The following is a 20,290-nucleotide window of genomic DNA, read 5'->3' as shown; positions in this document are numbered from 1 at the left end:
CAATGACCACCGACCGCCAGGACGAGCGGCTGCAGAACCGCGACGGGCTGCGCGGCGCGCTCGCCGACATCGTCGAGCGGGCCCGCGGCGGCGACCTGGGGGTCATCCCGGTCGTGGTCGGGCTCGTGGTCATCTGGACGGTGCTGCAGATCCTGAACCCGATCTTCCTGTCCAGCGCGAACCTGGTGAACCTCACGCTGGAGTCCGCCGCCGTCGGCATCATCGCGCTCGGCATCGTGTGCGTGCTGCTGGTGGGGCAGATCGACCTGTCCGTCGGCTCGGTCAGCGGCCTGTCGGGGGCGGTGCTCGCGGTGCTGTTCGTGAGCGAGGGCCTGCCGGTCTGGCTGGCGATCGCGGCCTCGGTGGTCATGGGCGCGGTCATCGGGTGGGTGTACGGGCAGCTCTTCAACCGCTTCGGGGTGCCCAGCTTCGTGATCACGCTGGCCGGGCTGCTGGCCTTCCTCGGGCTGCAGCTGTACGTGCTGGGCACCAAGGGGTCGATCAACCTGCCGTTCGACTCGGGGCTGGTGAACTTCGCGCAGCTCGACTTCGTACCGGCGTGGTTGTCGTACACGTTCGCGGTGGTCGCGGCCGTCTGGTTGTTCGCCAGCGGTTTCCTGCACGCACGGGGGCGGCGCAGGGCGGGGCTGTCGGCGAGGAGCGTCACCACGCTGGCCGTCAGGAGCGTGGCGCTGCTGGTGGTGCTGGCGTTCGTGGTCTGGTACCTCGGCCAGACCCGCGGCGTCGGCTGGATGTTCGTCTTCTTCGTGGCGCTGGTGCTGATCATGCACTACCTGCTGTCGCGGACGAAGTGGGGCCGGGCCGTCTACGCCGTGGGCGGCAACGTGGAGGCCGCGCGGCGGGCGGGCATCAACGTCAAGGCGATCTACACCTCCGTGTTCGTGCTCTGCTCGACGTTCGCCGCGGTCGGCGGCATCCTGGCCGCGGCCCGGCTGGCGGCGGCCAACCAGAGCAGCGGCGCGGGCGACGTCAACCTCAACGCGATCGCCGCGGCCGTGATCGGCGGGACGAGCCTGTTCGGCGGGCGCGGCACGGCGTTCGGCGCGCTGCTCGGGATCATCGTGATCCAGTCGATCTCCAGCGGCCTGACCCTGCTCAACCTGGACTCCTCGATCCGGTTCGTGGTCACCGGGGCCGTGCTGCTGCTCGCCGTGATCGTCGACTCCGTGTCGCGCCGGTCGAGGACCTCCCACGGCAGGGCCTGATGGCGATCATCTGCGTGGACGCGGGGACCACGGTCATCAAGGCGGTCGGATACGACTCCTCGGGCGCGGAGACCGCCGTCGCCCGGCGCGAGACGGGGGTGTCCAGGCCCGCGCCGGGGCACGCCGAGCAGGACATGGGCGCGGTCTGGGACGCGGTCGCGGCCACCGTGCGCGAGGTCGCGGCCCAGGTGGGCGGCGCCGAGTTCGTGGCGGTCACGGCACAGGGCGACGGCTGCTGGCTGGTGGACGCCGCCGGCGCGCCGACCGGCCCCGCGATCCTCTGGAACGACGCCAGGGCGGCCGCCACGGTGGACGACTGGACCCGGTCGGGGCTCGCGGCGGCGGCCTTCCGCCGCAACGGCTCCTCGGCGGCCTCCGGGCTGCCGCATGCCATCCTGACCTGGCTGCGCGCCAACGACCCCGCCCGCCTCGACCGGTCGAGCGCGATGCTGACCTGCGGCGGCTGGATCTTCTCCCGGCTGACCGGGGAGCTGGTGGCCGACGAGTCCGACGCCTCGGCGCCGTTCATGGACCTGCGGGCGCGGGCGTACTCGCCGGAGCTGCTGGGACTGTTCGGCCTGGAGTGGGCCGAGCGGCTGCTTCCCCCGGTCCGGCCCTGCCCCGTCGCCGAGCTGACCCCGCACGCCGCCGCCGAGCTGGGGCTGGCCGCCGGGACGCCGGTCGTGATGGCCCCCTACGACATCGCCGCCACGGCGCTGGGCGCGGGCGCGGTGGCGGCCGGGCAGGCGTGCGGCATCCTCGGCACCACGCTCTGCACCGAGGTCGTCGTCGAGTCCCCCGACCTGGAGGGCTCACCGACCGGCATCACGATCGCGTTGCCCGGCGGCTACCTGCGGGCCTTCCCCACGTTCGCGGGCACGGAGGTGGTGCAGTGGACGTGCCGCCTGCTGGGGCTGGGCGATCCGGCCGAGCTGGGCGAGCTGGCCCTGCTGAGCGAGCCGGGCGCGGGCGGGCTGGCGTTCCTGCCGTACCTGTCGCCGGCCGGGGAGCGGGCGCCGTTCTCCGATCCGCTGGCCAGGGGGGCGCTGCTCGGCATGTCGTTCGAGCACGGCCGCGAGCACGTCGCCAGGGCGGTGCTCGAAGGGCTCACGATGGTCATCCGCGACTGCCTGGTGGCCACCGGTGCCGCGCCGACGGAGCTGCGGGTGTGCGGGGGCGGCTCGGCCAGCGCCACCTGGCTCGGGCTGATCGCCGACGTCACGGGGCTGCCGGTACGCCGGTCGGCCGACGCCGAGGTGGGGGCGCGGGGGGCGTACCTGGTGGGGCTGGCCGCGACCGGTGCGGAGCCGTCCATCGCCGCGGCGGCCGGCCGGCACGTACGCCTGCGCGACGCGGTCGAGCCCGACCCCGCCCGCCGCGGGTTCTATGACCGCTGGTTCGAGGACTTCCTCGCCCTGCGCGCGACCGACGCCGGCGCCTGGCCGCTGCTCGGCGCCATGAGAGGTCGTACATGAGCGGGTGGATCGGCATCGACCTCGGCACGCAGAGCGTGCGCGCGCTGGCCGTCACCGGCGACGGCCGGGTGCTCGGCACCGGGAGCCGCCCGCTGACCAGCCACCGCGAAGGGCCCCGCCACGAGCAGGACCCCGAGCAGTGGTGGCGCGAGCTGGCCGCCGCCACCCGGTCGGCACTGCGCGACCTGCCCGCCGGCGAGCGCGTCGAGGGCGTCGCGGTGGCCGCCACATCTGGAACGGTCCTGCTCACGGACGCCTCCGGCCGTGCTTTGACCCCCGCCCTCATGTACGACGACCGCCGCGCCGACGCCGGCCGGGTGAACGAGGCCGGCGCGCACGTGTGGGAGCGGCTCGGCTACCGGCGCATGCAGCCCAACTGGGCGCTGCCCAAGCTGCTGTGGCTGCTGCGCGACGCCCCGGCGGGCGCCCGCCTGGCCCACCAGAGCGACTTCGTCAACCGGCGCCTCACCGGGCACGAGGTGGCCACCGACCTGAGCAACGCGCTCAAGACCGGCGTGGATCTGATCGAGGAGCGCTGGCCCGCCGACGTGTTCGACGCGCTGGGCGTGCCCGCCGGCCTCCTGCCCGAGGTCGTCCGGCCCGGGACCCGCCTCGGCGTGGTCTGCGCGGCGGCGGCCGAGGAGACCGGGATCCCGGCCGGCACCCCGGTGATCGCCGGCACCACGGACGGCTGCGCGGCCCAGCTCGGCGCGGGCGCCCAGCGGGTCGGGAGCTGGAACTCGGTGCTGGGCACGACGCTGGTGCTGAAGGGCGTCACGAAGGAGCTGATCCACGACCCTCTGGGCGTGGTGTACTCGCACCGCGCCCCCGACGGCTCGTGGTTGCCCGGCGGGGCGTCGAGCACGGGCGCGGGCGTCCTGACCGGCGACCTGCCGGACCGCGACCTCGACGCGCTGAGCACGGAGGCCGCGGCACGCTACCGCCTGGGGCCCGGCCGCGTGCGCGTGCCCCCCGCCGTCACCTACCCCCTCGTCTCCCGGGGCGAGCGGTTCCCGTTCGCCGCCCCCGGCGCCGAGCGGTTCACGCTGGGCGAGCCGGCCGACGACGTCGAGCGCTACGCCGCCATCCTGCTCGGCGCGGCCTTCGTCGAGCGCCTCTGCTTCGACTACCTCGACCTCCTCGGCGCACCCGTGACCGGCGAGATCATCCTGACCGGCGGCGCCACCAGGAGCGCGTACTGGACCCGGCTCCGGGCCGACGTCCTGGAGCGCCCCGTGACCCTGCGCGAGAACGCCGAGCCCGCCCTGGGCATGGCCGTGCTGGCGGGCGGCGACCCGGCCCGCATGATCAGGACCCGCGCGGTCGTGGAGCCGTCCGGGGCCGACCTGCGGGAGCCGTACCTGCGCTTCGTCGCCGAGCTGGAGGGGCGCGGCTGGCTCGACACGAGAGCCGCGGAACACGCCCGCGAGAGGACCGCCACATGACCGACCTCGTGCTCGTCCGCCACGGCGAGACCGTCTGGCACGCCGAGAACCGCTACGCCGGGATCAGCGACATCGAGCTGACCCCGCGCGGCCACGACCAGGCCGCCCAGCTGGCGGGCTGGGCCGAGCAGGCCGGCCTCGACGCCGTGTGGGCCTCCACGCTCAACCGTGCGCGGATCACCGCCGAGACCGCCGCCACCAAGGCGGGCCTGCCCGTGCGAACCGACGCCCGCCTCCGCGAGCTCGACTTCGGCCAGGGCGACGGCCTCACCTCCGCGGAGATGAAGGCCCGCTTCCCCGAGGCCCGCGCCGCCTTCGAGGCCGACCCCGCCGCGCATCCGCTGCCCGGCGGCGAGGACCCGCACGCGGCCGCCGCCCGCTTCGTCGCCGCGCTGCGGGACGTCTCCGCCGCGCACCCCGACGCCCGCGTGCTGGTGGTCGCGCACACGACCGCCATCAGGCTCGCGCTGTGCCGGCTCATCGGGGTGCCGCTGGGCGAGTACCGGCGGCTGTTCCCGCGCCTGGACAACTGCGCCCTGACCGAGTTGCGCCTGACGGGACCCGACGCCGGACAGGTGGCCATGCTGCAGTACAACTCTCCGATTGGAGCCGTTCGTTGACCATCCAAGTCCTTGCCGCAGGCGACCACTTCGTCCAGAACCGCCTGTTCGTCGACGCGCTCAGGCGCGAGGTCCCCGGCGAGGTGGACATCCGCGAGCTGACGCTGCCGTGGCCGGTCAAGCCGTTCGGCCGCGTGGGCGAGGTGGACGAGGCTTCCGACGTGGAGGACGAGCTGATCGAGGCGCTGCGCGGGGTCGAGGTCTGCGTCACCCAGATGGCGCCGCTGACCAAGCGCGTCCTGGACGCCTCGCCCGACCTGCGGCTGTTCTGCGTGAGCAGGGGCGGGCCGGTCAACGCGAACCTGGAGGCGGCCGCGCGGGCGGGGGTGGCGGTGACGTACGCGCCGGGCCGCAACGCCGTGGCCACCGCCGAGCACACCCTCGCCATGCTGCTGGCCGCCACCCGCCGCATCCCCCGGACGCACGCCGACCTGGCCGGGGGCGTGTGGCGGGGCGACTACTACACCTACGACAACGTCGGGCCCGAGCTGGAGGGCAGCACGGTGGGCCTGGTCGGCTACGGCGCGATCGGCCGCCGCGTGGCCCGCATGCTGGCGGGCTTCGGCGCGAACGTCCTGGTGCACGACCCGTACGTGGACGTGCCGGGCCGGGTCGAGCTGCCCGAGCTGCTCGAACGCTCCCGGTTCGTCTCCCTGCACGCCCGCGCCACCCCGGAGACCGCCGGCATGATCGGCGCCGCCGAGCTCGCCGCCATGCCACGGGGCTCGGTCCTGGTCAACTGCGCCCGGGGCGCGCTGCTCGACTACGACGCCATGTGCGACGCGCTCGACTCGGGCCACCTGTTCGGCGCCGCGGTGGACGTCTTCCCGGAGGAGCCGATCCCGCCGGGCTCGCGCCTGCTCACGACGCCGAACCTGGTCATGACCCCGCACCTGGCCGGGGCCAGCAAGGAGACGGCGATGAAGGCGGCCTCGATCGTGGCCGCGGACGTGGCCCGCTACGTACGCGGCGAGCCGCTCGCCCATGTGGCTACCCCTTGAGCGCCCCCGCCATCAGCCCCCGCATGAAGAACCGCCCCAGCACGACGTAGATCACCATCGTCGGGATCGAGGCGAGGATGGCCGCCGCCATCTGCTGGCTGTACGGGGTGGCCTGCGCGCCCGCGATGTTGTTCAGCATCACGGTCGTGGGCCAGCTCGTCGGCCCGGTCAGGAAGACGGCGAACAGGAAGTCGTTCCACAACGAGGTGAACTGCCAGATGATCACCACGGCGATCGCGGGCCCGGACACCGGCAGGACCACCGACCAGTACGCCCGCAACATGCCGGCGCCGTCCACCCGCGACGCCTCGATCAGCTCGTCGGGGATCGTCACGTAGTAGTTGCGGAAGATCAGCGTGCAGATCGGAATGCCGTACACCACGTGCGCCAGCACCAGCCCCGGGATGCCGCCGTAGAAGACGCCCTGCAGCCCGGTCAGCTCGTTCAGCCCCACGAGGAGCTGCACCAGCGGGATCATCACCCCCTGGTAGGGGATGAACATCCCGAACAGGAACAGCGTGAACAGCACGTCCGCCCCGGGGAAGCGCCACTTGGACAGCACGTAGCCGTTCATGGAGCCCAGCACGCACGACAGCAGCGACCCGGGGACCGCCAGCAGCACGCTGTTCCACAGGCCGGGGGCCAGCTTCTCCCAGGCCACCCGCCACGCCTCGGTCGTCCACGTCCGCGGCAGGTTCCAGGCCTGGCCCGGATCCGCCTCGGTGAGCGGCTTGAAGCTGGTCGCCAGCAACACGTAGATCGGGATGAGGAAGACCACCACGAAGAGGATCAGCAGCACGAACCGGGCCCACGCGAAGCCCACCGACCTGCGCCCGGCCACCGCCGTCATGAACGCCTCTCCTTACGCACCGACCAGACCAGGTACGGGATCACGAAGATCGCCACGCTGAGCACGATGTAGGACGCGATCGTGGCGCCCTTGGCGGGATCGTGCGAGTCGAACACCGCCACCCACATGAACACCGCGGGCACGTCCGTGACGATCGCCTTCCCCGACACGGCGACGATCAGGTCGAACACCTTGAGCGAGATGTGCCCCAGGATGATCAGCGCGGACAACGTGACCGGCCTGAGCAGGGGCAGGACCACGTGCCGGTAGACGCCCCACTCGTTGCAGCCGTCCACCCGGGCCGCCTCGCGCAGCTCCTCGGGCACGCCACGGAACCCGGCCAGGAAAAGCGCCATGATATATCCGGACATCTGCCAGACCGCCGGCAGCGCCATCGCGGCCATCCCCCAGTCGGGATCCCGGAACCACTGCCACTGCGGCAGCCCGAACCAGTCCAGCAACCGGTTCAGCCCGACCGCCCGCTCCTCCGTCCCGGAGTTCATCAGCCACCGCCACACGATGCCGGTCGCCACGAACGAGATGGCCATCGGGAACAGGTAGATGGCCCGGAACGTCCCCTCGCCCCAGATCCCCTTCTCCATGAGGAACGCCAGCAGCCACCCGAGCACCAGCGCCCCCGCCACGAAGACGATCGTGAACACGATCGCGTGCCGCACGGAGAGGTGCCATCGGGGCAGGTCCCAGATGTCCACGAAGTTCTGCAGCCCCACGAACTTCCCCTCGGACACCTCATCGTGCTGGTCGGTCATGGCCAGCCGGAAGTTCCAGCCGAGCATGCCGTACACGAAGACGCCGATCAGGATGATCGACGGCGTGACGAGCAGGAGTCCGGGCAGCCACGTGCGCGCCCGCCTCACAACCATTCCCTCCCGCGGACGCGGCAGGCGCGCTCCTGCGCCTGCCGCACCCGGCAGTTACGTGCCGTATCTACTGGGCGTTGGCCGTGGCGGCGTCGGACAGCCCCTGCTGCAGGGCCTTGACGTCCTTGGTGCCGATGAACAGCCCGACCGCCTCGTTGATCGAGGCCAGCCACGGCTGGTTCACCGACACGCCGTGCTGGATCGACCCGGCGAGCTTGTTGCCCGACCAGTCCTTCAGCGCGTCGGCCAGGTAGTCGGTGTAGAGCGACTGGTCGGCGTCCTTGCGGGCGGGGATGGAGCCCTTCTTCGGGTTGAAGGCGTCCTGGCCCTCCTTGCTGGCGGCCACCTTCAGCCAGGCCATGGCCCCCTCGCGGTTCTTCGCGCCCTTGGGCAGGGTGAAGCTGTCGGACAGCCACATGTAGGTGCCCTCGGTGCCGGGCGACGGCGCCCAGTCGAAGTCCGTCTTCGAGGTCTTGCCCAGGCCGCCCTCGGGCGGGTTGTGGAAGTAGCCGTACGCCCAGTCGCCCATGATGTTGAACGCCGCCTCGCCGTCCGCCACCTGCTTGGCCGCGGGCTGCCAGTCGTCCTGCGGGTCGCCCGCGTACGTCATGATCTTGGCGAAGTTCTGCAGCGCCGTGGTCACCTGCGGGCTGTTCCAGTCGGCGCCCGGCTTGAACAGCGCGTTGTAGGCGTCGGTGCCGAGCGAGCCGAGCAGCACGCTCTCCAGCAGGTGGGTGACCGTCCACTCGGACCCGATGGACAGCGGGACCTTGCCCTTGGCCTTGACCTTCTCCAGGGCCGCGATGAACTCCTCGATCGTCTTGGGCGCGCCCGTGACCCCGGCGTCCTTGAGCACGGTCGGGTTGAACCACATGACGTTCGAGCGGTGGATGTTCACCGGCACGGAGTAGATCTTGCCTTCCACGCTGATCTGCTCGACGAGCTGCGCGGGGAAGACGTCCTTGAGCTTCAGCTCGTCATAGAGCGAGGTCAGGTCCTCGAGATTGCCCGCCTTGATGTAGCCCTGCAACTCGGCGCCCGCGTGCCCCTGGAAGGTGTCGGGCGGGGTGTTCGCCTGGAGCTTCGACTGCAGCAGCGCCTTGGCCTTGTCGCCCGAGCCACCGGCCACCGCGGCGTCGAAGAAGGTGTAATTCGGATTCTGCTGTTCGAAGATCTTTCTCATGGCCTGCAGGCCGTCGGCCTCACCGGGGCCCGTCCACCAGGAGAAGACCTCAACCTGCTGTTTCTCGCCGCTGCCGCTGGCTGCGGGCGCCCCTGTGGCCTGCCCACCGCCGTCGCCGCTGCCACAGGCCGCCAGGCCCAGCACGCTCACCATCGTGATCGATAGGGCCGCTAACCACCGTCGCATCCCACACCATCCCTTCGAAGCCCCCCGAAGTTGGTGATTCTGACAACGTTGTCAACAACGGCTATCAACCCACTTTCCGCCGCACGTCGTCAAGGGATGGGCGGTAACAGCTCCGCATATTCGGGATATTCGGCGCCTTCGGTAGAGAGCGCTCTCAGCCGCGCCGCTCCAGCGTCCCGCCGGGGCCCGTCACCACGGTGACACCGAAGTCGTAGCTGGTGCCGGGAAGATCGCCGCCGTCGGCGGCGACCACCAGCGCGCCCTTCGAGACCCCGAGCCCGACCAGGGCCAGCAGGTCGCAGCCGCCGTCGGGCAGCCACGTGGTCAGCACGACGTCGGACTCGGCCAGGCGTACGGGCAGGTCGAGCTCCGCCATCCTGGCCAGCAGGTCGGCGTGCGACAGGCGGCGGCCGCCGGCGAGCAGGAGCGCGTCCTGGCGCTTGGCGTCGAGCGCGGGCAGCGCGGTGGGCTCCAGCGTGAGCAGGCAGCGGAAGTCGATCGTGTCGAGCGCCGGGCCCAGCGAGACGACCTGGCGCACGCGGGACCGCTCGGCCGCCAGGATCGCCGTCTCCGCGAGGTCCGGCGTGGTGATCAGCGTGCGGGCGTCGCACTCCAGGAGCCACGCCGCCACCTCGGCCGCGCCCAGGGCCGGATCGATCGGCGTGGCCACCCCACCGGCGGCCACCACCGTGTGCGCCGCCAGCGTCTGCGCGCCGGCCGTGGAGACGTGCACCCCGACCACCTGATCCCGCCGGGCGCCCCTGCGGACGAGCCCGGAGGCCGCCCTGGTCACCTCGGTCACCAGCCTGCGGTAGCCATAGACGTGGCCGCCCCGCAGATCGATGAGGGCAGGGCGGTCGCCGCGCTCGTAGGCCCGGCGGAACACTTCGTGGATCACGGTGCCGGTGGTCGAGGCGGTGGGCTTCATGCCCGACAAGGTACGGCCGCCGGGGCGGCCGCAACATCCACCGATGTATGTAGGCGGTTGTGCATTCGCGGGTGGGGCGGGCCCGAGCCCTGCGCGACTCGAGCCCGCTGTCACGCGCCCGGAGCCAGGCCCCCACCCCTCCGAGAAGGCCCGGCTCCGCATGGACGCGTGACGTCCCCGACCGATCGGCCGCGGCGACCCCGTCGCGAGGGGCGAGGAACGCGCGGTGCGGTCGATCACAGGAAGAACGGTAGGCGTGCAGAGGGCCACGGCACATGCGCTGACATGGCCATTCGACGATGTAACCGGGATGTGTAGACAGGCAGGTGATTCAGCGGCTGCCGATCACCCATGCGGCGATCTGTGTACGCGTGGAGAAGCCCAGCTTGGCCAGGATGTTGGCCACGTGGCGGGCGACCGTGGCCGGGCTGATGACCAGTTCGTCGGCGATCGCCCGGTTGCTGAGCCCTCTGGCCACCAGCTCGGCGATCTCCCGTTCCCGGGCCGTGAGCCTGCTGTCCTGGTTGACCGGCACGACCGGCACGGCCGGCGGCGCGGGCAGCGCGCCGTCGAGCGCGCAGGCCACCGCCTGGTCGGCGGTCAGGTTGGTGCCCTCGGCCCACAACACGCCGACGACGGCCTCGCCGAGACTCTCCCTGGCGGGCCGCAGCACGTCCTCGGTACGCGCGTCCGGCTGCCGCCCGCCCAGCGCCACCGAGGCCGCCGCCAGCAGGACCGCCCGCCGGTGGTCGCCCTCGGCCGTGACCAGGCCGGCCCACGTGCTCAGCCGCCTGGCGATGCCGGCGCGCAGGCCCGCGTCCCGGCTCAGCACCAGCGCCTCGGTGAGCCGGGCCCTGGCCTCCACCAGGTCGCCCTGGTCCAGCGCCACCCGGCCGAGCCCGGCCAGGCAGCTCACGATGTGCTGCCTGGCGTCCACGTGCCGCAGCAGGCGCAGCCCCGACTCGTAGTGCCGCCTGGCGGCGGCGGGGTCGCCGGTCCGCCTGGCGACCTGGGCCAGGCCGATGTGGCCGAAGGTCTGGCCGTAGTGGTTGTCGAGCTCCTCGCTGATCGACAGCACCTCCTGGAACCCCCGCTGGGCTTCGTGCAGGCGTCCCTGGTCCAGGCCGAAGCGTGCCCTCGTGCCGTGGGCCAGCGACTCCAGGATGAGGTCGCCGGACCGCCTGGCCGTCTCCAGCGCGCGGTTCAGCGCCTCCTGCTCACCGGTGAGCTGGGCCAGCACGATCGTGCCGACGGCCTCGCCGTACACGTCCTTGGCGGCGGCGCACAGGTCGAGCCCGGCGCGGGCGTGCCGCAGGGCCGGTTCGACGTCGCCGGCGGCCAGCGCCAGCTCGCCGCGCAGGATCGTGGCCTGCCCGCGCAGCGCCTGGGGCACCTGCGGGGCGTCGAGGGCGAGCAGCCGGTCGAGCCGCTCGGCCATGTCGAGCTTGCGGCCGCTGCCGATCAGCAGGAAGCGGAGGTCGGTCAGCAGGCCGAGGGCGGCCTCCGGCATGCCGATGGCGATCGACCAGTCGCAGGCGGAGCTCACCTCGGCCTTCAGCCCGTCGAACAGGTTGATGTAGCGCTCGACCACGGGCCACGACGTGCGCGCCCCCGGGGCCAGCGCCTCCCTGACCCGCCCCGACAGCCTGGCCAGCGCCGTCAGGTGCCGGCGCCGCAGCTCGGCCTCCTCGCCGGACTCGACGAGCTGCTCCAGCGCGTATTCGCGGACGGTCTCCAGCAGCCGGTAACGCGCCTGCCCGGCGACCTCCCCGTCGAGGGCCACCAGCGACTTGTCCACCAGGTCGCACAACCTGGGCAGCACCTCCTCCTCCGCCAGCCCCGGGCCGGAGCAGACCCATTCGGCCAGGTCGAGGGTCCAGGAGGAGCGGAAGGCGGCCGTACGGCGCAGCAGCAGCCGCTCCTGCGGGGAGAGCAGCCGGTAGCTCCAGTCCACCGTGGCCCTGAGCGTACGGTGCCGGGCCGGAGCGGTGCGGGCACCGCCCGCCAGCAGCCTGAACCGGTCGTCGAGCCGCTCGACCAGCTGCCCCACGGACAGGACCCGGACCATGGCGGCGGCCAGCTCGATCGCCAGCGGCAGCCCGTCGAGTGCCTGGCACAGCTCCACGACCAGCGGCCGCGTCTCCTCGGTCAGCTCGAACGCGGGCCTGGCGGCGGTGGCCCTGGCCACGAACAGCCGCACCGCCTCGCTCTCCGGCCCGCTCACCGAGAGCGGCGGCACCCGCCACACCGTCTCTCCCGGCACCCGCAGCGGCTCGCGGCTGGTCGCCAGCACCGTCACCCCGGGACAGGCGCTCAGCAGGTCGCGGCACAGCTCGGCGCACTCCCCGATGACCGGCTCGCAGTTGTCGAGCAGCAGCAGCACGCGCCGGTCGCCGATCGTCTCGGCCAGGTCGCCCGCGATGCCGAGCGCGGCGGCGACGTGCCCCCTGAGCGCGCCCTTCTCCAGGTCGGCCAGCTCGATCAGGCAGGCACCGCCCGGATGGGAGGAGGCGATCCTGGCGGTGAGCCGCAGGGCCAGCCGGGTCTTCCCGATGCCGCCCGCGCCGCACAGGGTCACGGCGCGCGAGACGCGCATCAGGTGCACGAGCTCATCCACATCGGACTCCCGGCCCACGAAGGTGTTCGGCTCGGCCGGCAGGTTGGCGAAGTCCACGGATCGCAGCATCACTGTGAGTGTGTCACCAACTACGCGCCGCGCCCAGACATATTCGATGGAGAAGTGTCAGCACCGGTGGGCACACTCAAGGCATGGCCGATGAGCCGCTCGAGCTCGGTGAGATCTCCTTCTCCGACTGGCACGCCCATACGGACAAGCTGGCCGAGGTCGGCTTCCTGACCATCGCCAGAAGGCTGCCCTCCCTGGTCGGCCAGGCGATGAGCATGGCCTGGCGGGCCAGCCCGCGCGACGCGGTGGCCACGGTCGTGCTCAACCTGCTCGGCGGTGTGTTCACCGCGTTCGGCCTGCTGGCCACCACCGGCGTGCTGACCGCCCTGTTCAGCGAGGGCCCGACGCCCGACCGCGTCATGGCGGCGCTGCCCAGCCTGGCGCTGGTCGGCGCGGCGGCGGTGCTGCGCACGGTGACGCAGGCCGGGGCCGGCTGGGCGCAGTCGCGCCTCGACCCGCAGGTCACCCGCCTGACGGAGGAGCGCCTCTACGGCCTGACCAGCCGCGTCAGCCTGGTGTCCTACGACGACCCGGAGTTCCACGACGCGCTGCAGCGCGCCAGGCTGCGCGGGGTGATGATGGCCGACTCGGTGGTGAGCGCGGCCGTCGACGTCGTCACGGCCGCCGTCGGCATCGTCGCGGTGGCGGGCGTGCTCGGCGTGCTGCACCCGGTGCTGCTCCCGCTCCTGCTGCTGGCCGTGCTGCCCGACGCCTGGGCCATGGTCCGCAGCGCCAAGATGCGCTACGCCACCCTCTACGCCCTCATCCCGGCCAACCGCCGCAAGTGGATCATCGGCGAGCTGCTGGCGGAGCGCGAGCCGGCGGCCGAGGTGCGCTCGTTCACGATGCGCGGCTTCCTGCTGCGCATGTACGACGCGGTGGCGAAGGCCGAGCAGGACGTCATGCTCGGCCTGGCCAGACGCCAGATGCTCGCCCGCCTGGCCGGGGAGGCGCTCGGCGGCCTCGGCGCGGCCCTGGTCTACGGCGCCCTGGGCGTCCTGCTGGCCGTCGCCGCGATCCCACTGGCCGTGGCGGGCACCGCGGTGCTGGCCATCCGCTCGGCCCAGACCTCGCTGGGCAACCTGATGTACGCCACGAACCGCCTCTACGAGGAGGGCCTCTACTTCACCGACTTCCTGGAGTTCTGCGCCGACGCCGAACACCGCCTCCCCTGCGACCGCCACGAGCCCATGCCGGAGACCTTCGACCGCATAACGGCGGAAGAGGTGACCTTCACCTACCCCGGCGCCGAGTCACCGGCCCTCAGCGGCGTCTCGATCGAGCTCAAACGCGGCGAGGTGATCGCGTTCGTCGGCGAGAACGGCTCCGGCAAGACCACCCTCGCCAAGATCCTGTCGGGCCTCTACGAACCCGACACCGGCACCGTCCGCTGGGACGACACCGACCTGCGCCAGGTCAACCCCGAAGAGCTCCGCCTGCGCACCGCCGTCATCGCCCAGGACCACACCCGCTGGCCCCTCACCGCCCGCTACAACATCACCATGGGCACCGGCAAAGGCGAACCCGCCCTGCACGCCGCCGCCGCCGTGGCCGGCGCCGACGACGTCATCGCCGAACTCCCCCACGGCTACCGCACCCTGCTGGACCGCCGCTTCAAAGACGGCCACGAGCTGTCCGGCGGCCAATGGCAGCGCATCGCCGTCGCCCGCGGCTTCCACCGCGACGCCGCCCTGCTCATCTGCGACGAACCCACCGCCGCCCTCGACGCCCGCGCCGAACACGCCCTCTTCGAACGCATCCGCGCCCACTCCGACGGCCGCACCGTCCTGCTCATCACCCACCGCCTGGCCAGCGTCCGCTACGCCGACCGCATCTACGTCCTCGACCACGGCCAGATCACCGAACAGGGCGACCACGACACCCTGATGTCCCTCGACGGCCTCTACACCCTCCAGGCCACGGCCTACCGCTGATCCTTCACGACAGCTCCGCCTCGATGATCCCCCGGGCGATGGCCGACACCGCGTCCGCCCGCTCCCCCGGCCGCTCCAGCACCACCCCCACGGCCACCTCGGGCGCCTCCGCCGGCGCGAAGGCCGTGACCAGCGCGTGGTCGCCCGTCCCCGGCACGGCCTGCGACGTGGCCGCCTCCGCGGCCACCAGCACCCCGGGGATCGCCGCCCCCGCCCCGGTGCCGCCCGCGTGCGTCACCATCGTCATCATCGCCGCCAGATACCGGGCCAGCTCCGGCGACACGGCCGTCCGGTACGGCACCGGACCCGCCCGGTTGATCACCGAGCCGTCCGCCAGCCGGACCTCCTCCACCAGATACGGCCGCATCAGCACCCCGTGGTTCGCCACCGCCGCCGACAGCATGGCCACCATCAGCGGCGTCACCCGGTTGTCGTGGTGGCCGATGGCCGCCAGCGCCGTCTGCGACCGGTCCATCGTCGGCGGGTAGTGGCTGGGCGTCGCGGTCAGCGGGATCCGCAGGCCCGTCGCGTTGAACCCGAACGCCTCCGCCTGGTCCCGCAGGAGGTCCTGCCCGACCTGCAGCCCGATGTTGGCGAACGCCGTGTCGCAGGACATCTGGAAGGCGTACATGAGGGTCGGGCGCGCGCTCCCGCAGTTGCTCGCGTTGTGCACGTAGGTGGGCGTGCCCGGCAGCCGCAGCCGGGCCGGCGCGTCCACCAGGGCGGACGGGGTGTACTCGCCCGACGCCAGCGCCGCCGCCGTGGTGACCAGCTTGAACGTGGACCCGGGCGGATAGAGCTGGTTCAGCGCCCGGTTGAGCAGCGGCTGCGCGGGCGCCCGCCGCAGCCGCCGGGTCTCCTCGGCGAGCCGGGCCCGGTCGAACGTGGTCAGGCCGTTCGGGTCGTACGACGGGTACGTGGCCAGCGCCCGGATCGCCCCGGTCGCCGGGTCGATGGCCACCGCCGCCCCAGGGACCCCGGTCGCCGCCAGTCCCTCGTACGCGGCCCGCTGCGCCCGGTCGCTGATCGTCAGCCTGACGTCGGCCCCCTCGACGCCTCCTTCCCGGACCATCGACCTGACCTTGACCTTGGCGTCGTCCCCCGACAGCACCCCGTCCTGCGCCTGCTCGATGCCGGTCGAGCGATGCAGCGACACGTGCCCGGTGACGGCCGCGTACTGCTCGCCGTGCCGGTAGACGCGCCGGTAATGGTACGGGCCGCCGCCGCTCGGCAGGCTGGTGGCGATGGGCGTGCCGTCGTAGGTGAGGATGTCGCCGCGCGGGTGGGCGTACCTGTCGATCAGCGGCCGCTCGTTCCTGCGGTCGGCGTTGAGCGCGGACGAGCCGAACGCCTGGATGAGGGTGACGTGCGCCAGCAGCACGAACAGCATCGCCGCGCACAGCCTGGCGACGCGGAGCAGCGGGACGTTGATCCATCTCGCCCTCGATGCAGCCATGGATCTTGGTTTAGCAACCTGGCCGCAAAGGCGGGGCTAGAGGACGCTGCGGTAGTAGGAAATCTTGTGGTGGATGTAGCGCTGGCGCTCGGCGAGGTTGTCGATCTGGGCCTGGACCTGCCGGTCGTGCTCCTCCAGGAGCTTGATGCGGTCGGGGATCGTGTGGTCGCCGGCGCGTACGAGCTCGGCGAAGCGCAACATCGTGGCGATGGGCATGCCCGTGTCGCGCAGGCAGCGCACCATGCCCAGCCAGCCGACGTCCTCCTGGCTGAACCGGCGCTGTCCGGCCGCGTTCCGGCCGATGCGCTCCAGCAGCCCGATCTTCTCGTAGTAGCGAAGGGTGTCGATGCTGAAGCCGGTTTCCTCGACGACTTCCGCAGGTGTGTACACGCTCACACCCCTCAGGATCCCACCTGGAGTGCACTCCAGGTCAACCGAAAGGAGAGGCTTGACATGGAGTGCGCTCCAGCTCTCAGAGTCGGCCCCATGAACATCGCACTCGGCACGATTCCGTTCGGCACCACCGTCGGCATGCAGGAGACCTTCGCCATCCTGGACCGGTTCCAGGAGGCCGGCGGCACCATGCTCGACACGGCCAACAACTACCCGTTCTGGGTGGCGGGCCGCTCGGGCGACGAGAGCGAGCTGGCCATCGGCGCGTGGCTGGCCGCCCGCGGCAACCGGGAGGAGGTCTTCATCAGCACGAAGGTCGGGGCCCGGCCCACCGTCCCCGGCGACACCACCCTCGACTCGGCGGAGGGGCTGTCCGCGGCGACCGTCGCCAGGGGCGCGGAGGGCAGCCTCAGGAGATTGGGGACGGACTACATCGATGTGTATTGGTCGCACATCGAGGATCGTTCCGTCCCGATCGAGGAGACTCTGGGGGCGTTCGACGAGCTGGCCCGGGCGGGCAAGATCCGTAGCCTCGGCGCCAGCAACATGGCCGCCTGGCGGCTGGAGCGGGCCAGGAACGTCTCCGGCGCGCGCGGCTGGATGCCCTACACCTACCTCCAGCTCCGCCACACCTACCTGCGTCCCCGGCCGAACACCAGGCCCGCCGAGGCGGGGCACACGCTGGTCTCGGACGAGACGCTCGACTACCTGGCCGCGGAGCCGGACCTGACGCTGTGGGCGTACAACACGCTGATGTTCGGCGCCTACACGCGACCCGACCGGCCGATCGCCGACATCTACGACCACCCGGGCACGACGCGGCGCCTGGCCGTCCTGCACGAGGTGGCGGACGAGCTGGGCGCCACCCCGAACCAGGTCGTCCTGGCCTGGCTCATGGCCGGCGGGGTCGTGCCCATCGTGGGGGTGTCCACGATGGAGCAGCTGGAGGAGGCCATCGGGGCGTCGGGCCTCAAGCTGGACGCCGAGCTGCGCGCCCGCATGGACGCCGCCTGTTAGACGCCCCCTGTTTGGCCGCCGCCTGTCCGGTCGCCGCCTGTCCGGACGCCGCCGGCGGCGATCAGGGAAGGTGGTCGGCCAGGTAGCGGCGGACCAGCAGCTTGCACTCGGCGATGAGCTCCGGGGCGCCGCCCGGGTCGGCCCGGAAGGCCAGCTTGAGCACCGCGTCCGTGGCCTCGACCGCCACCAGCAGCGCCCGGTCGAGCCCCGGGCCCACGGGGGCGTCCAGGAGCTCCAGCGTCAGCGCGCGCAGGCGCTCGGCCACCACGACGTTGTTCTCGTGCGTCTCGTCGAGCGCCCGCTTGCTGCCCTCGACGCTCGGCCCGCCGGGGGCGGTGAGCACCTCGCCGAAGTCCACCACCGCGAACCCGGGCGTGGTGCGCTTCATGTCGACGAACTCGTCGATGGCGAGGTCGACGAGGTCGGTCCAGTGGCCCAGGTCGGCCAGCGGGATGCGTTCGATGATCCGCTGGAGGAACGCCTCGAGGTTGCGCCGCGCCAGCGCCCGCACCAGGCCCTGCTTGTCGCGGAAGAACTGGTAGAACGTGCCGATCGGCACCTCCGCCCGGCGCGCGACCTCCTTGGTGGTCAGCGCCTCGTAGCCGACCTCGTCGAGCAGGAGCGCGCACTCGTCGAGCATCCGCTCGACGCGCTCGACACTCCGGCGCTGAGCGGGGCGGCGGCGCAAGGTACTGGTCATGTCCCCATCCTGACGCATTTCCGGGAGCTGAAGTCAGGGACTTTGGCCTCAGTTAACATGAGCCTTACTCGCGTAGCAGTGGAGGCCAGGGATGTTCCTGTGGGGTACGGCCACGGCCGCGTACCAGATCGAGGGGGCCACCGGCGAGGACGGCAGGGGCGAGTCCGTCTGGGACACCTTCGCCCGCGAGCCCGGCCGCACCAGGGACGGGCACACCGGGGACGTGGCGTGCGACCACTACCACCGCTGGCGCGAGGACGTCGCGCTCATGTCGGGCCTCGGCGTGAACGCCTACCGCTTCTCGATCGCCTGGCCGCGCGTCCTCCCGCTGGGCTCGGGCGAGGTGAACGAGCGGGGCCTGGACTTCTACGACCGCCTGGTGGACGCCCTGCTGGCGGCCGGGGTGCAACCGGTGCCCACGTTGTTCCACTGGGACCTGCCGCAGGCCCTGGAGGACCGCGGCGGGTGGCTGAACCGCGACGTCTGCGAGCTCTTCGCCGACTACGCCGCCACGGTCGCCGCCCGCCTGGCCGACCGCGTCCCGCTGTGGATCACGCTGAACGAGCCGTTCGTCCACATGGCCTTCGGCTACGCCATGGGCGTCCACGCCCCCGGCCGGTTCCTCATGACCGACGCCCTCCCCGCCGCCCACCACCAGTTGCTCGCCCACGGCCGGGCCGTCCAGGCCCTCAGGGCGGCGGGCGCGCGCCAGGTGGCGCTGACCAACAACTGCACGCCGGTCTGGCCGGCCTCGCAGGAGGAGCCCGACCTGAAGGCGGCCGACGCGTACGACGTCCTGCACAACCGCCTGTTCAACGACCCCATACTTCTCGGCAGATATCCGGACCTGTCGGCTTACACCCCGAGCCTGGACTTCATCCGGGACGGCGACCTGGCGACCATCGCGGCCCCGCTGGACGCCCTGGGCATCAACTACTACAACCCGACCCGCATAGCCGCCCCCACCGGCGACGGGCTCCCCTTCTCCGACGCGGGCATCACCGGCCACCCCACCACGGCCTTCGGCTGGCCGGTCGTCCCCGACGGCCTGCGCGAGCTGCTGACCGGCCTCAAGTCCCGCTACGGCGCCGCGCTCCCGCCGATCCTGATCACGGAGAACGGCTGCTCCCAGCCGGACACCCCCACGGAGCACGGCACGATCGAGGACGAGGCCCGCGTCGACTTCCTCGACCGGCACATCGCCGCCGTGCGGCAGGCCATGGCCGAGGGTGTGGACGTGCGCGGCTACTTCGTCTGGTCGCTGCTGGACAACTTCGAGTGGGCCGAGGGCTACCACCAGCGGTTCGGCCTCGTGCACGTGGACTTCGCCACCCAGCGGCGCACCCCGAAGCGGTCCTACCACTGGTTCAAGGAGTTCCTGAAGGGTCAGAACACCGACACGTGAACGTGGTCGTAGTGGTTGGCGGTGGCCCCGCCGCGGTTCGACATCGGGTCCCAGCCGCCGCCTGACCGGATGTCGTAGTAGCGCTGCTTCCAGATGATGTACATCACGCCGAGCCGGGGGCCGTTCTTGATGAGCCAGGCGGCCAGCGCGTCGCCGTTGGCGGCGTCGGCCCCGCCGGCCACGGTGCCGCCCCTGGACATCATGAAGTCGCAGGCCCGGCCCTTGCCGTGCTCACCGGGGTCGCCCGGGCGCAGGCAGCCGACGCCGTACCTCATGGGGAAGTTCCGCATGATCTCCGCGCGGACCGAGATCATGCGCGGCGTCAGGCCCTCGGAGCCGCCGGGCTGCTGGAAGCCGTACTTGTTGAGCAGCTTCTCGATCTCGTCACGCTTGCCCTGCATGACCTTGATCTCTTTGCGCAGCTTCTCGATCTTCTCGCTGGCGTTGACCTTCGCATCTTTGGACTTGTCGATCAGCTTCTTGATGCTCTCGACGCGTTTGGCCCGCTCGTTGGCCATGTAGGTCATGTTGGCGGCCTGCCCCAGCATCTTGTACGGGTCCGTGCTGGGCGCGAGGAGCTGCATGCCGTCGATGGGGCCCACCATGTAGGAGGTCTGGGCGATGCGGGTCACCTCGGCCTGGGCGGCCCTGAGCTGGGCCTCCAGGTTGCCGGAGGTGTCGGTGGCCTTCTTCGCCTGGAGCTTGATGTCCTCCAGGCTCTGGATCTGACCCCGGTAGAGCTCCTCGAGGCGCTCCGCCTGCTTGGTGAGTCTGCGCAGCTCAGCAGGGCTGGGATCGGCCGCGGCGGGCGGTGGGGTGGGCAGTGCGACCAGCCCGGCGAGGACGGCGACAAGAACGGCGAGCCGCCAGATTCTCACACCCGTCCCCTCCCCTCATAGACGGA

17 protein-coding genes are annotated in these 20,290 nt (G+C 72.0%); 8 read left to right on the top strand and 9 right to left on the bottom strand.

All coding sequences use genetic code 11. The features are described 5' to 3' along the window. Nucleotides 1–2 precede the first annotated feature (2 nt). From ACTWPW_RS03150 to ACTWPW_RS03130, 5 genes are read left to right on the top strand one after another with little or no spacing between them, the layout of a single operon-like run. Nucleotides 3–1,226, top strand: coding sequence for a sugar ABC transporter permease (locus ACTWPW_RS03150; RefSeq protein WP_375111521.1), 1,224 nt, complete (start codon nucleotides 3–5; stop codon nucleotides 1,224–1,226). Beyond that, complete coding sequence (locus ACTWPW_RS03145) at nucleotides 1,226–2,701, top strand: FGGY family carbohydrate kinase (protein ID WP_443167895.1); 1,476 nt, start codon at nucleotides 1,226–1,228, stop codon at nucleotides 2,699–2,701. The genes ACTWPW_RS03150 and ACTWPW_RS03145 overlap by 1 nt, the downstream gene beginning before the upstream one ends. Then, entirely contained in the window at nucleotides 2,698–4,146 is a 1,449-nt protein-coding gene (locus ACTWPW_RS03140; RefSeq protein ID WP_443167894.1) for an FGGY-family carbohydrate kinase, read from the top strand. The genes ACTWPW_RS03145 and ACTWPW_RS03140 overlap by 4 nt, the downstream gene beginning before the upstream one ends. After that, entirely contained in the window at nucleotides 4,143–4,766 is a 624-nt protein-coding gene (locus tag ACTWPW_RS03135; protein WP_443167893.1) for a histidine phosphatase family protein, read from the top strand. Before ACTWPW_RS03140 ends, ACTWPW_RS03135 begins: the two co-directional genes overlap by 4 nt. Beyond that, entirely contained in the window at nucleotides 4,763–5,767 is a 1,005-nt protein-coding gene (locus ACTWPW_RS03130; RefSeq protein ID WP_443167892.1) for a 2-hydroxyacid dehydrogenase, read from the top strand. The genes ACTWPW_RS03135 and ACTWPW_RS03130 overlap by 4 nt, the downstream gene beginning before the upstream one ends. On the opposite strand, the gene ACTWPW_RS03125 is transcribed toward ACTWPW_RS03130, so the two are convergent. From ACTWPW_RS03125 to ACTWPW_RS03105, 5 genes are all read right to left on the bottom strand, one after another. Continuing rightward, a complete protein-coding gene (locus ACTWPW_RS03125; RefSeq protein ID WP_375111331.1) occupies nucleotides 5,757–6,617 on the bottom strand; it encodes a carbohydrate ABC transporter permease in 861 nt (286 codons plus the stop codon). The genes ACTWPW_RS03130 and ACTWPW_RS03125 overlap by 11 nt on opposite strands. Then, nucleotides 6,614–7,501, bottom strand: a complete 888-nt coding sequence (locus ACTWPW_RS03120) for a carbohydrate ABC transporter permease (protein WP_364115191.1) — start codon at nucleotides 7,499–7,501, stop codon at nucleotides 6,614–6,616. The genes ACTWPW_RS03125 and ACTWPW_RS03120 overlap by 4 nt, the downstream gene beginning before the upstream one ends. Nucleotides 7,502–7,565: 64 nt before the next feature. Continuing rightward, nucleotides 7,566–8,867 carry an ABC transporter substrate-binding protein gene (locus ACTWPW_RS03115; protein WP_443167891.1) on the bottom strand — a complete coding sequence of 434 codons (1,302 nt, stop codon included), beginning with the start codon at nucleotides 8,865–8,867 and terminating at the stop codon, nucleotides 7,566–7,568. 154 nt (nucleotides 8,868–9,021) lie between these two features. Beyond that, nucleotides 9,022–9,795, bottom strand: a complete 774-nt coding sequence (locus ACTWPW_RS03110) for an AMP-binding protein (protein ID WP_364115187.1) — start codon at nucleotides 9,793–9,795, stop codon at nucleotides 9,022–9,024. A gap of 331 nt (nucleotides 9,796–10,126) precedes the next feature. Next, nucleotides 10,127–12,481, bottom strand: a complete 2,355-nt coding sequence (locus ACTWPW_RS03105) for an ATP-binding protein (RefSeq protein ID WP_375111333.1) — start codon at nucleotides 12,479–12,481, stop codon at nucleotides 10,127–10,129. 83 nt (nucleotides 12,482–12,564) lie between these two features. Here ACTWPW_RS03105 and ACTWPW_RS03100 point away from each other — a divergent pair, with 83 nt between their 5' ends. Continuing rightward, a complete protein-coding gene (locus ACTWPW_RS03100; RefSeq protein WP_443167890.1) occupies nucleotides 12,565–14,415 on the top strand; it encodes an ABC transporter ATP-binding protein in 1,851 nt (616 codons plus the stop codon). A gap of 4 nt (nucleotides 14,416–14,419) precedes the next feature. Here the strand turns inward: ACTWPW_RS03100 and ACTWPW_RS03095 are convergent, their stop codons facing one another. Next, nucleotides 14,420–15,871 (bottom strand): penicillin-binding transpeptidase domain-containing protein, encoded by a 1,452-nt coding sequence (locus tag ACTWPW_RS03095; protein WP_375111335.1) that lies wholly within the window; start codon nucleotides 15,869–15,871, stop codon nucleotides 14,420–14,422. Nucleotides 15,872–15,907: 36 nt separating this feature from the next. Further along, a complete protein-coding gene (locus ACTWPW_RS03090; RefSeq protein ID WP_364115179.1) occupies nucleotides 15,908–16,267 on the bottom strand; it encodes a MerR family transcriptional regulator in 360 nt (119 codons plus the stop codon). A gap of 90 nt (nucleotides 16,268–16,357) precedes the next feature. On the opposite strand from ACTWPW_RS03090, the gene ACTWPW_RS03085 reads away from it, so the two are divergent. After that, nucleotides 16,358–17,281: an aldo/keto reductase gene (locus ACTWPW_RS03085; protein ID WP_443167889.1), complete on the top strand. Its 924-nt coding sequence runs from the start codon at nucleotides 16,358–16,360 to the stop codon at nucleotides 17,279–17,281. 61 nt (nucleotides 17,282–17,342) lie between these two features. Here ACTWPW_RS03085 and ACTWPW_RS03080 read toward each other — a convergent pair whose 3' ends face one another. After that, nucleotides 17,343–17,981, bottom strand: coding sequence for a TetR family transcriptional regulator (locus tag ACTWPW_RS03080; protein ID WP_375111338.1), 639 nt, complete (start codon nucleotides 17,979–17,981; stop codon nucleotides 17,343–17,345). A gap of 91 nt (nucleotides 17,982–18,072) precedes the next feature. On the opposite strand from ACTWPW_RS03080, the gene ACTWPW_RS03075 reads away from it, so the two are divergent. Beyond that, entirely contained in the window at nucleotides 18,073–19,386 is a 1,314-nt protein-coding gene (locus tag ACTWPW_RS03075; RefSeq protein WP_443167888.1) for a GH1 family beta-glucosidase, read from the top strand. On the opposite strand, the gene ACTWPW_RS03070 is transcribed toward ACTWPW_RS03075, so the two are convergent. After that, nucleotides 19,368–20,264: a coiled-coil domain-containing protein gene (locus tag ACTWPW_RS03070; RefSeq protein ID WP_375111340.1), complete on the bottom strand. Its 897-nt coding sequence runs from the start codon at nucleotides 20,262–20,264 to the stop codon at nucleotides 19,368–19,370. The genes ACTWPW_RS03075 and ACTWPW_RS03070 overlap by 19 nt on opposite strands. Nucleotides 20,265–20,290 lie beyond the last annotated feature (26 nt).

It is taken from the genome of Nonomuraea sp. KM90, assembly GCF_052246675.1.
In the GTDB taxonomy this organism is placed as follows: domain Bacteria; phylum Actinomycetota; class Actinomycetes; order Streptosporangiales; family Streptosporangiaceae; genus Nonomuraea.
Note: the sequence above shows the minus strand (reverse complement) of the source record. Positions and strands in the feature narration are given on the sequence as shown.

What these genes read in the sequence shown, in the direction of transcription:
- ACTWPW_RS03150 (WP_375111521.1), top strand. Translation starts at nt 3, where the DNA reads ATGACCACCGACCGCCAGGACGAGCGGCTGCAGAACCGCGACGGGCTG.
- ACTWPW_RS03145 (WP_443167895.1), top strand. Translation starts at nt 1,226, where the DNA reads ATGGCGATCATCTGCGTGGACGCGGGGACCACGGTCATCAAGGCGGTC.
- ACTWPW_RS03140 (WP_443167894.1), top strand. Translation starts at nt 2,698, where the DNA reads ATGAGCGGGTGGATCGGCATCGACCTCGGCACGCAGAGCGTGCGCGCG.
- ACTWPW_RS03135 (WP_443167893.1), top strand. Translation starts at nt 4,143, where the DNA reads ATGACCGACCTCGTGCTCGTCCGCCACGGCGAGACCGTCTGGCACGCC.
- ACTWPW_RS03125 (WP_375111331.1), bottom strand. Translation starts at nt 6,617, where the DNA reads ATGACGGCGGTGGCCGGGCGCAGGTCGGTGGGCTTCGCGTGGGCCCGG.
- ACTWPW_RS03120 (WP_364115191.1), bottom strand. Translation starts at nt 7,501, where the DNA reads ATGGTTGTGAGGCGGGCGCGCACGTGGCTGCCCGGACTCCTGCTCGTC.
- ACTWPW_RS03115 (WP_443167891.1), bottom strand. Translation starts at nt 8,867, where the DNA reads ATGCGACGGTGGTTAGCGGCCCTATCGATCACGATGGTGAGCGTGCTG.
- ACTWPW_RS03110 (WP_364115187.1), bottom strand. Translation starts at nt 9,795, where the DNA reads ATGAAGCCCACCGCCTCGACCACCGGCACCGTGATCCACGAAGTGTTC.
- ACTWPW_RS03105 (WP_375111333.1), bottom strand. Translation starts at nt 12,481, where the DNA reads ATGCTGCGATCCGTGGACTTCGCCAACCTGCCGGCCGAGCCGAACACC.
- ACTWPW_RS03100 (WP_443167890.1), top strand. Translation starts at nt 12,565, where the DNA reads ATGGCCGATGAGCCGCTCGAGCTCGGTGAGATCTCCTTCTCCGACTGG.
- ACTWPW_RS03095 (WP_375111335.1), bottom strand. Translation starts at nt 15,871, where the DNA reads ATGGCTGCATCGAGGGCGAGATGGATCAACGTCCCGCTGCTCCGCGTC.
- ACTWPW_RS03085 (WP_443167889.1), top strand. Translation starts at nt 16,358, where the DNA reads ATGAACATCGCACTCGGCACGATTCCGTTCGGCACCACCGTCGGCATG.
- ACTWPW_RS03080 (WP_375111338.1), bottom strand. Translation starts at nt 17,981, where the DNA reads ATGACCAGTACCTTGCGCCGCCGCCCCGCTCAGCGCCGGAGTGTCGAG.
- ACTWPW_RS03075 (WP_443167888.1), top strand. Translation starts at nt 18,073, where the DNA reads ATGTTCCTGTGGGGTACGGCCACGGCCGCGTACCAGATCGAGGGGGCC.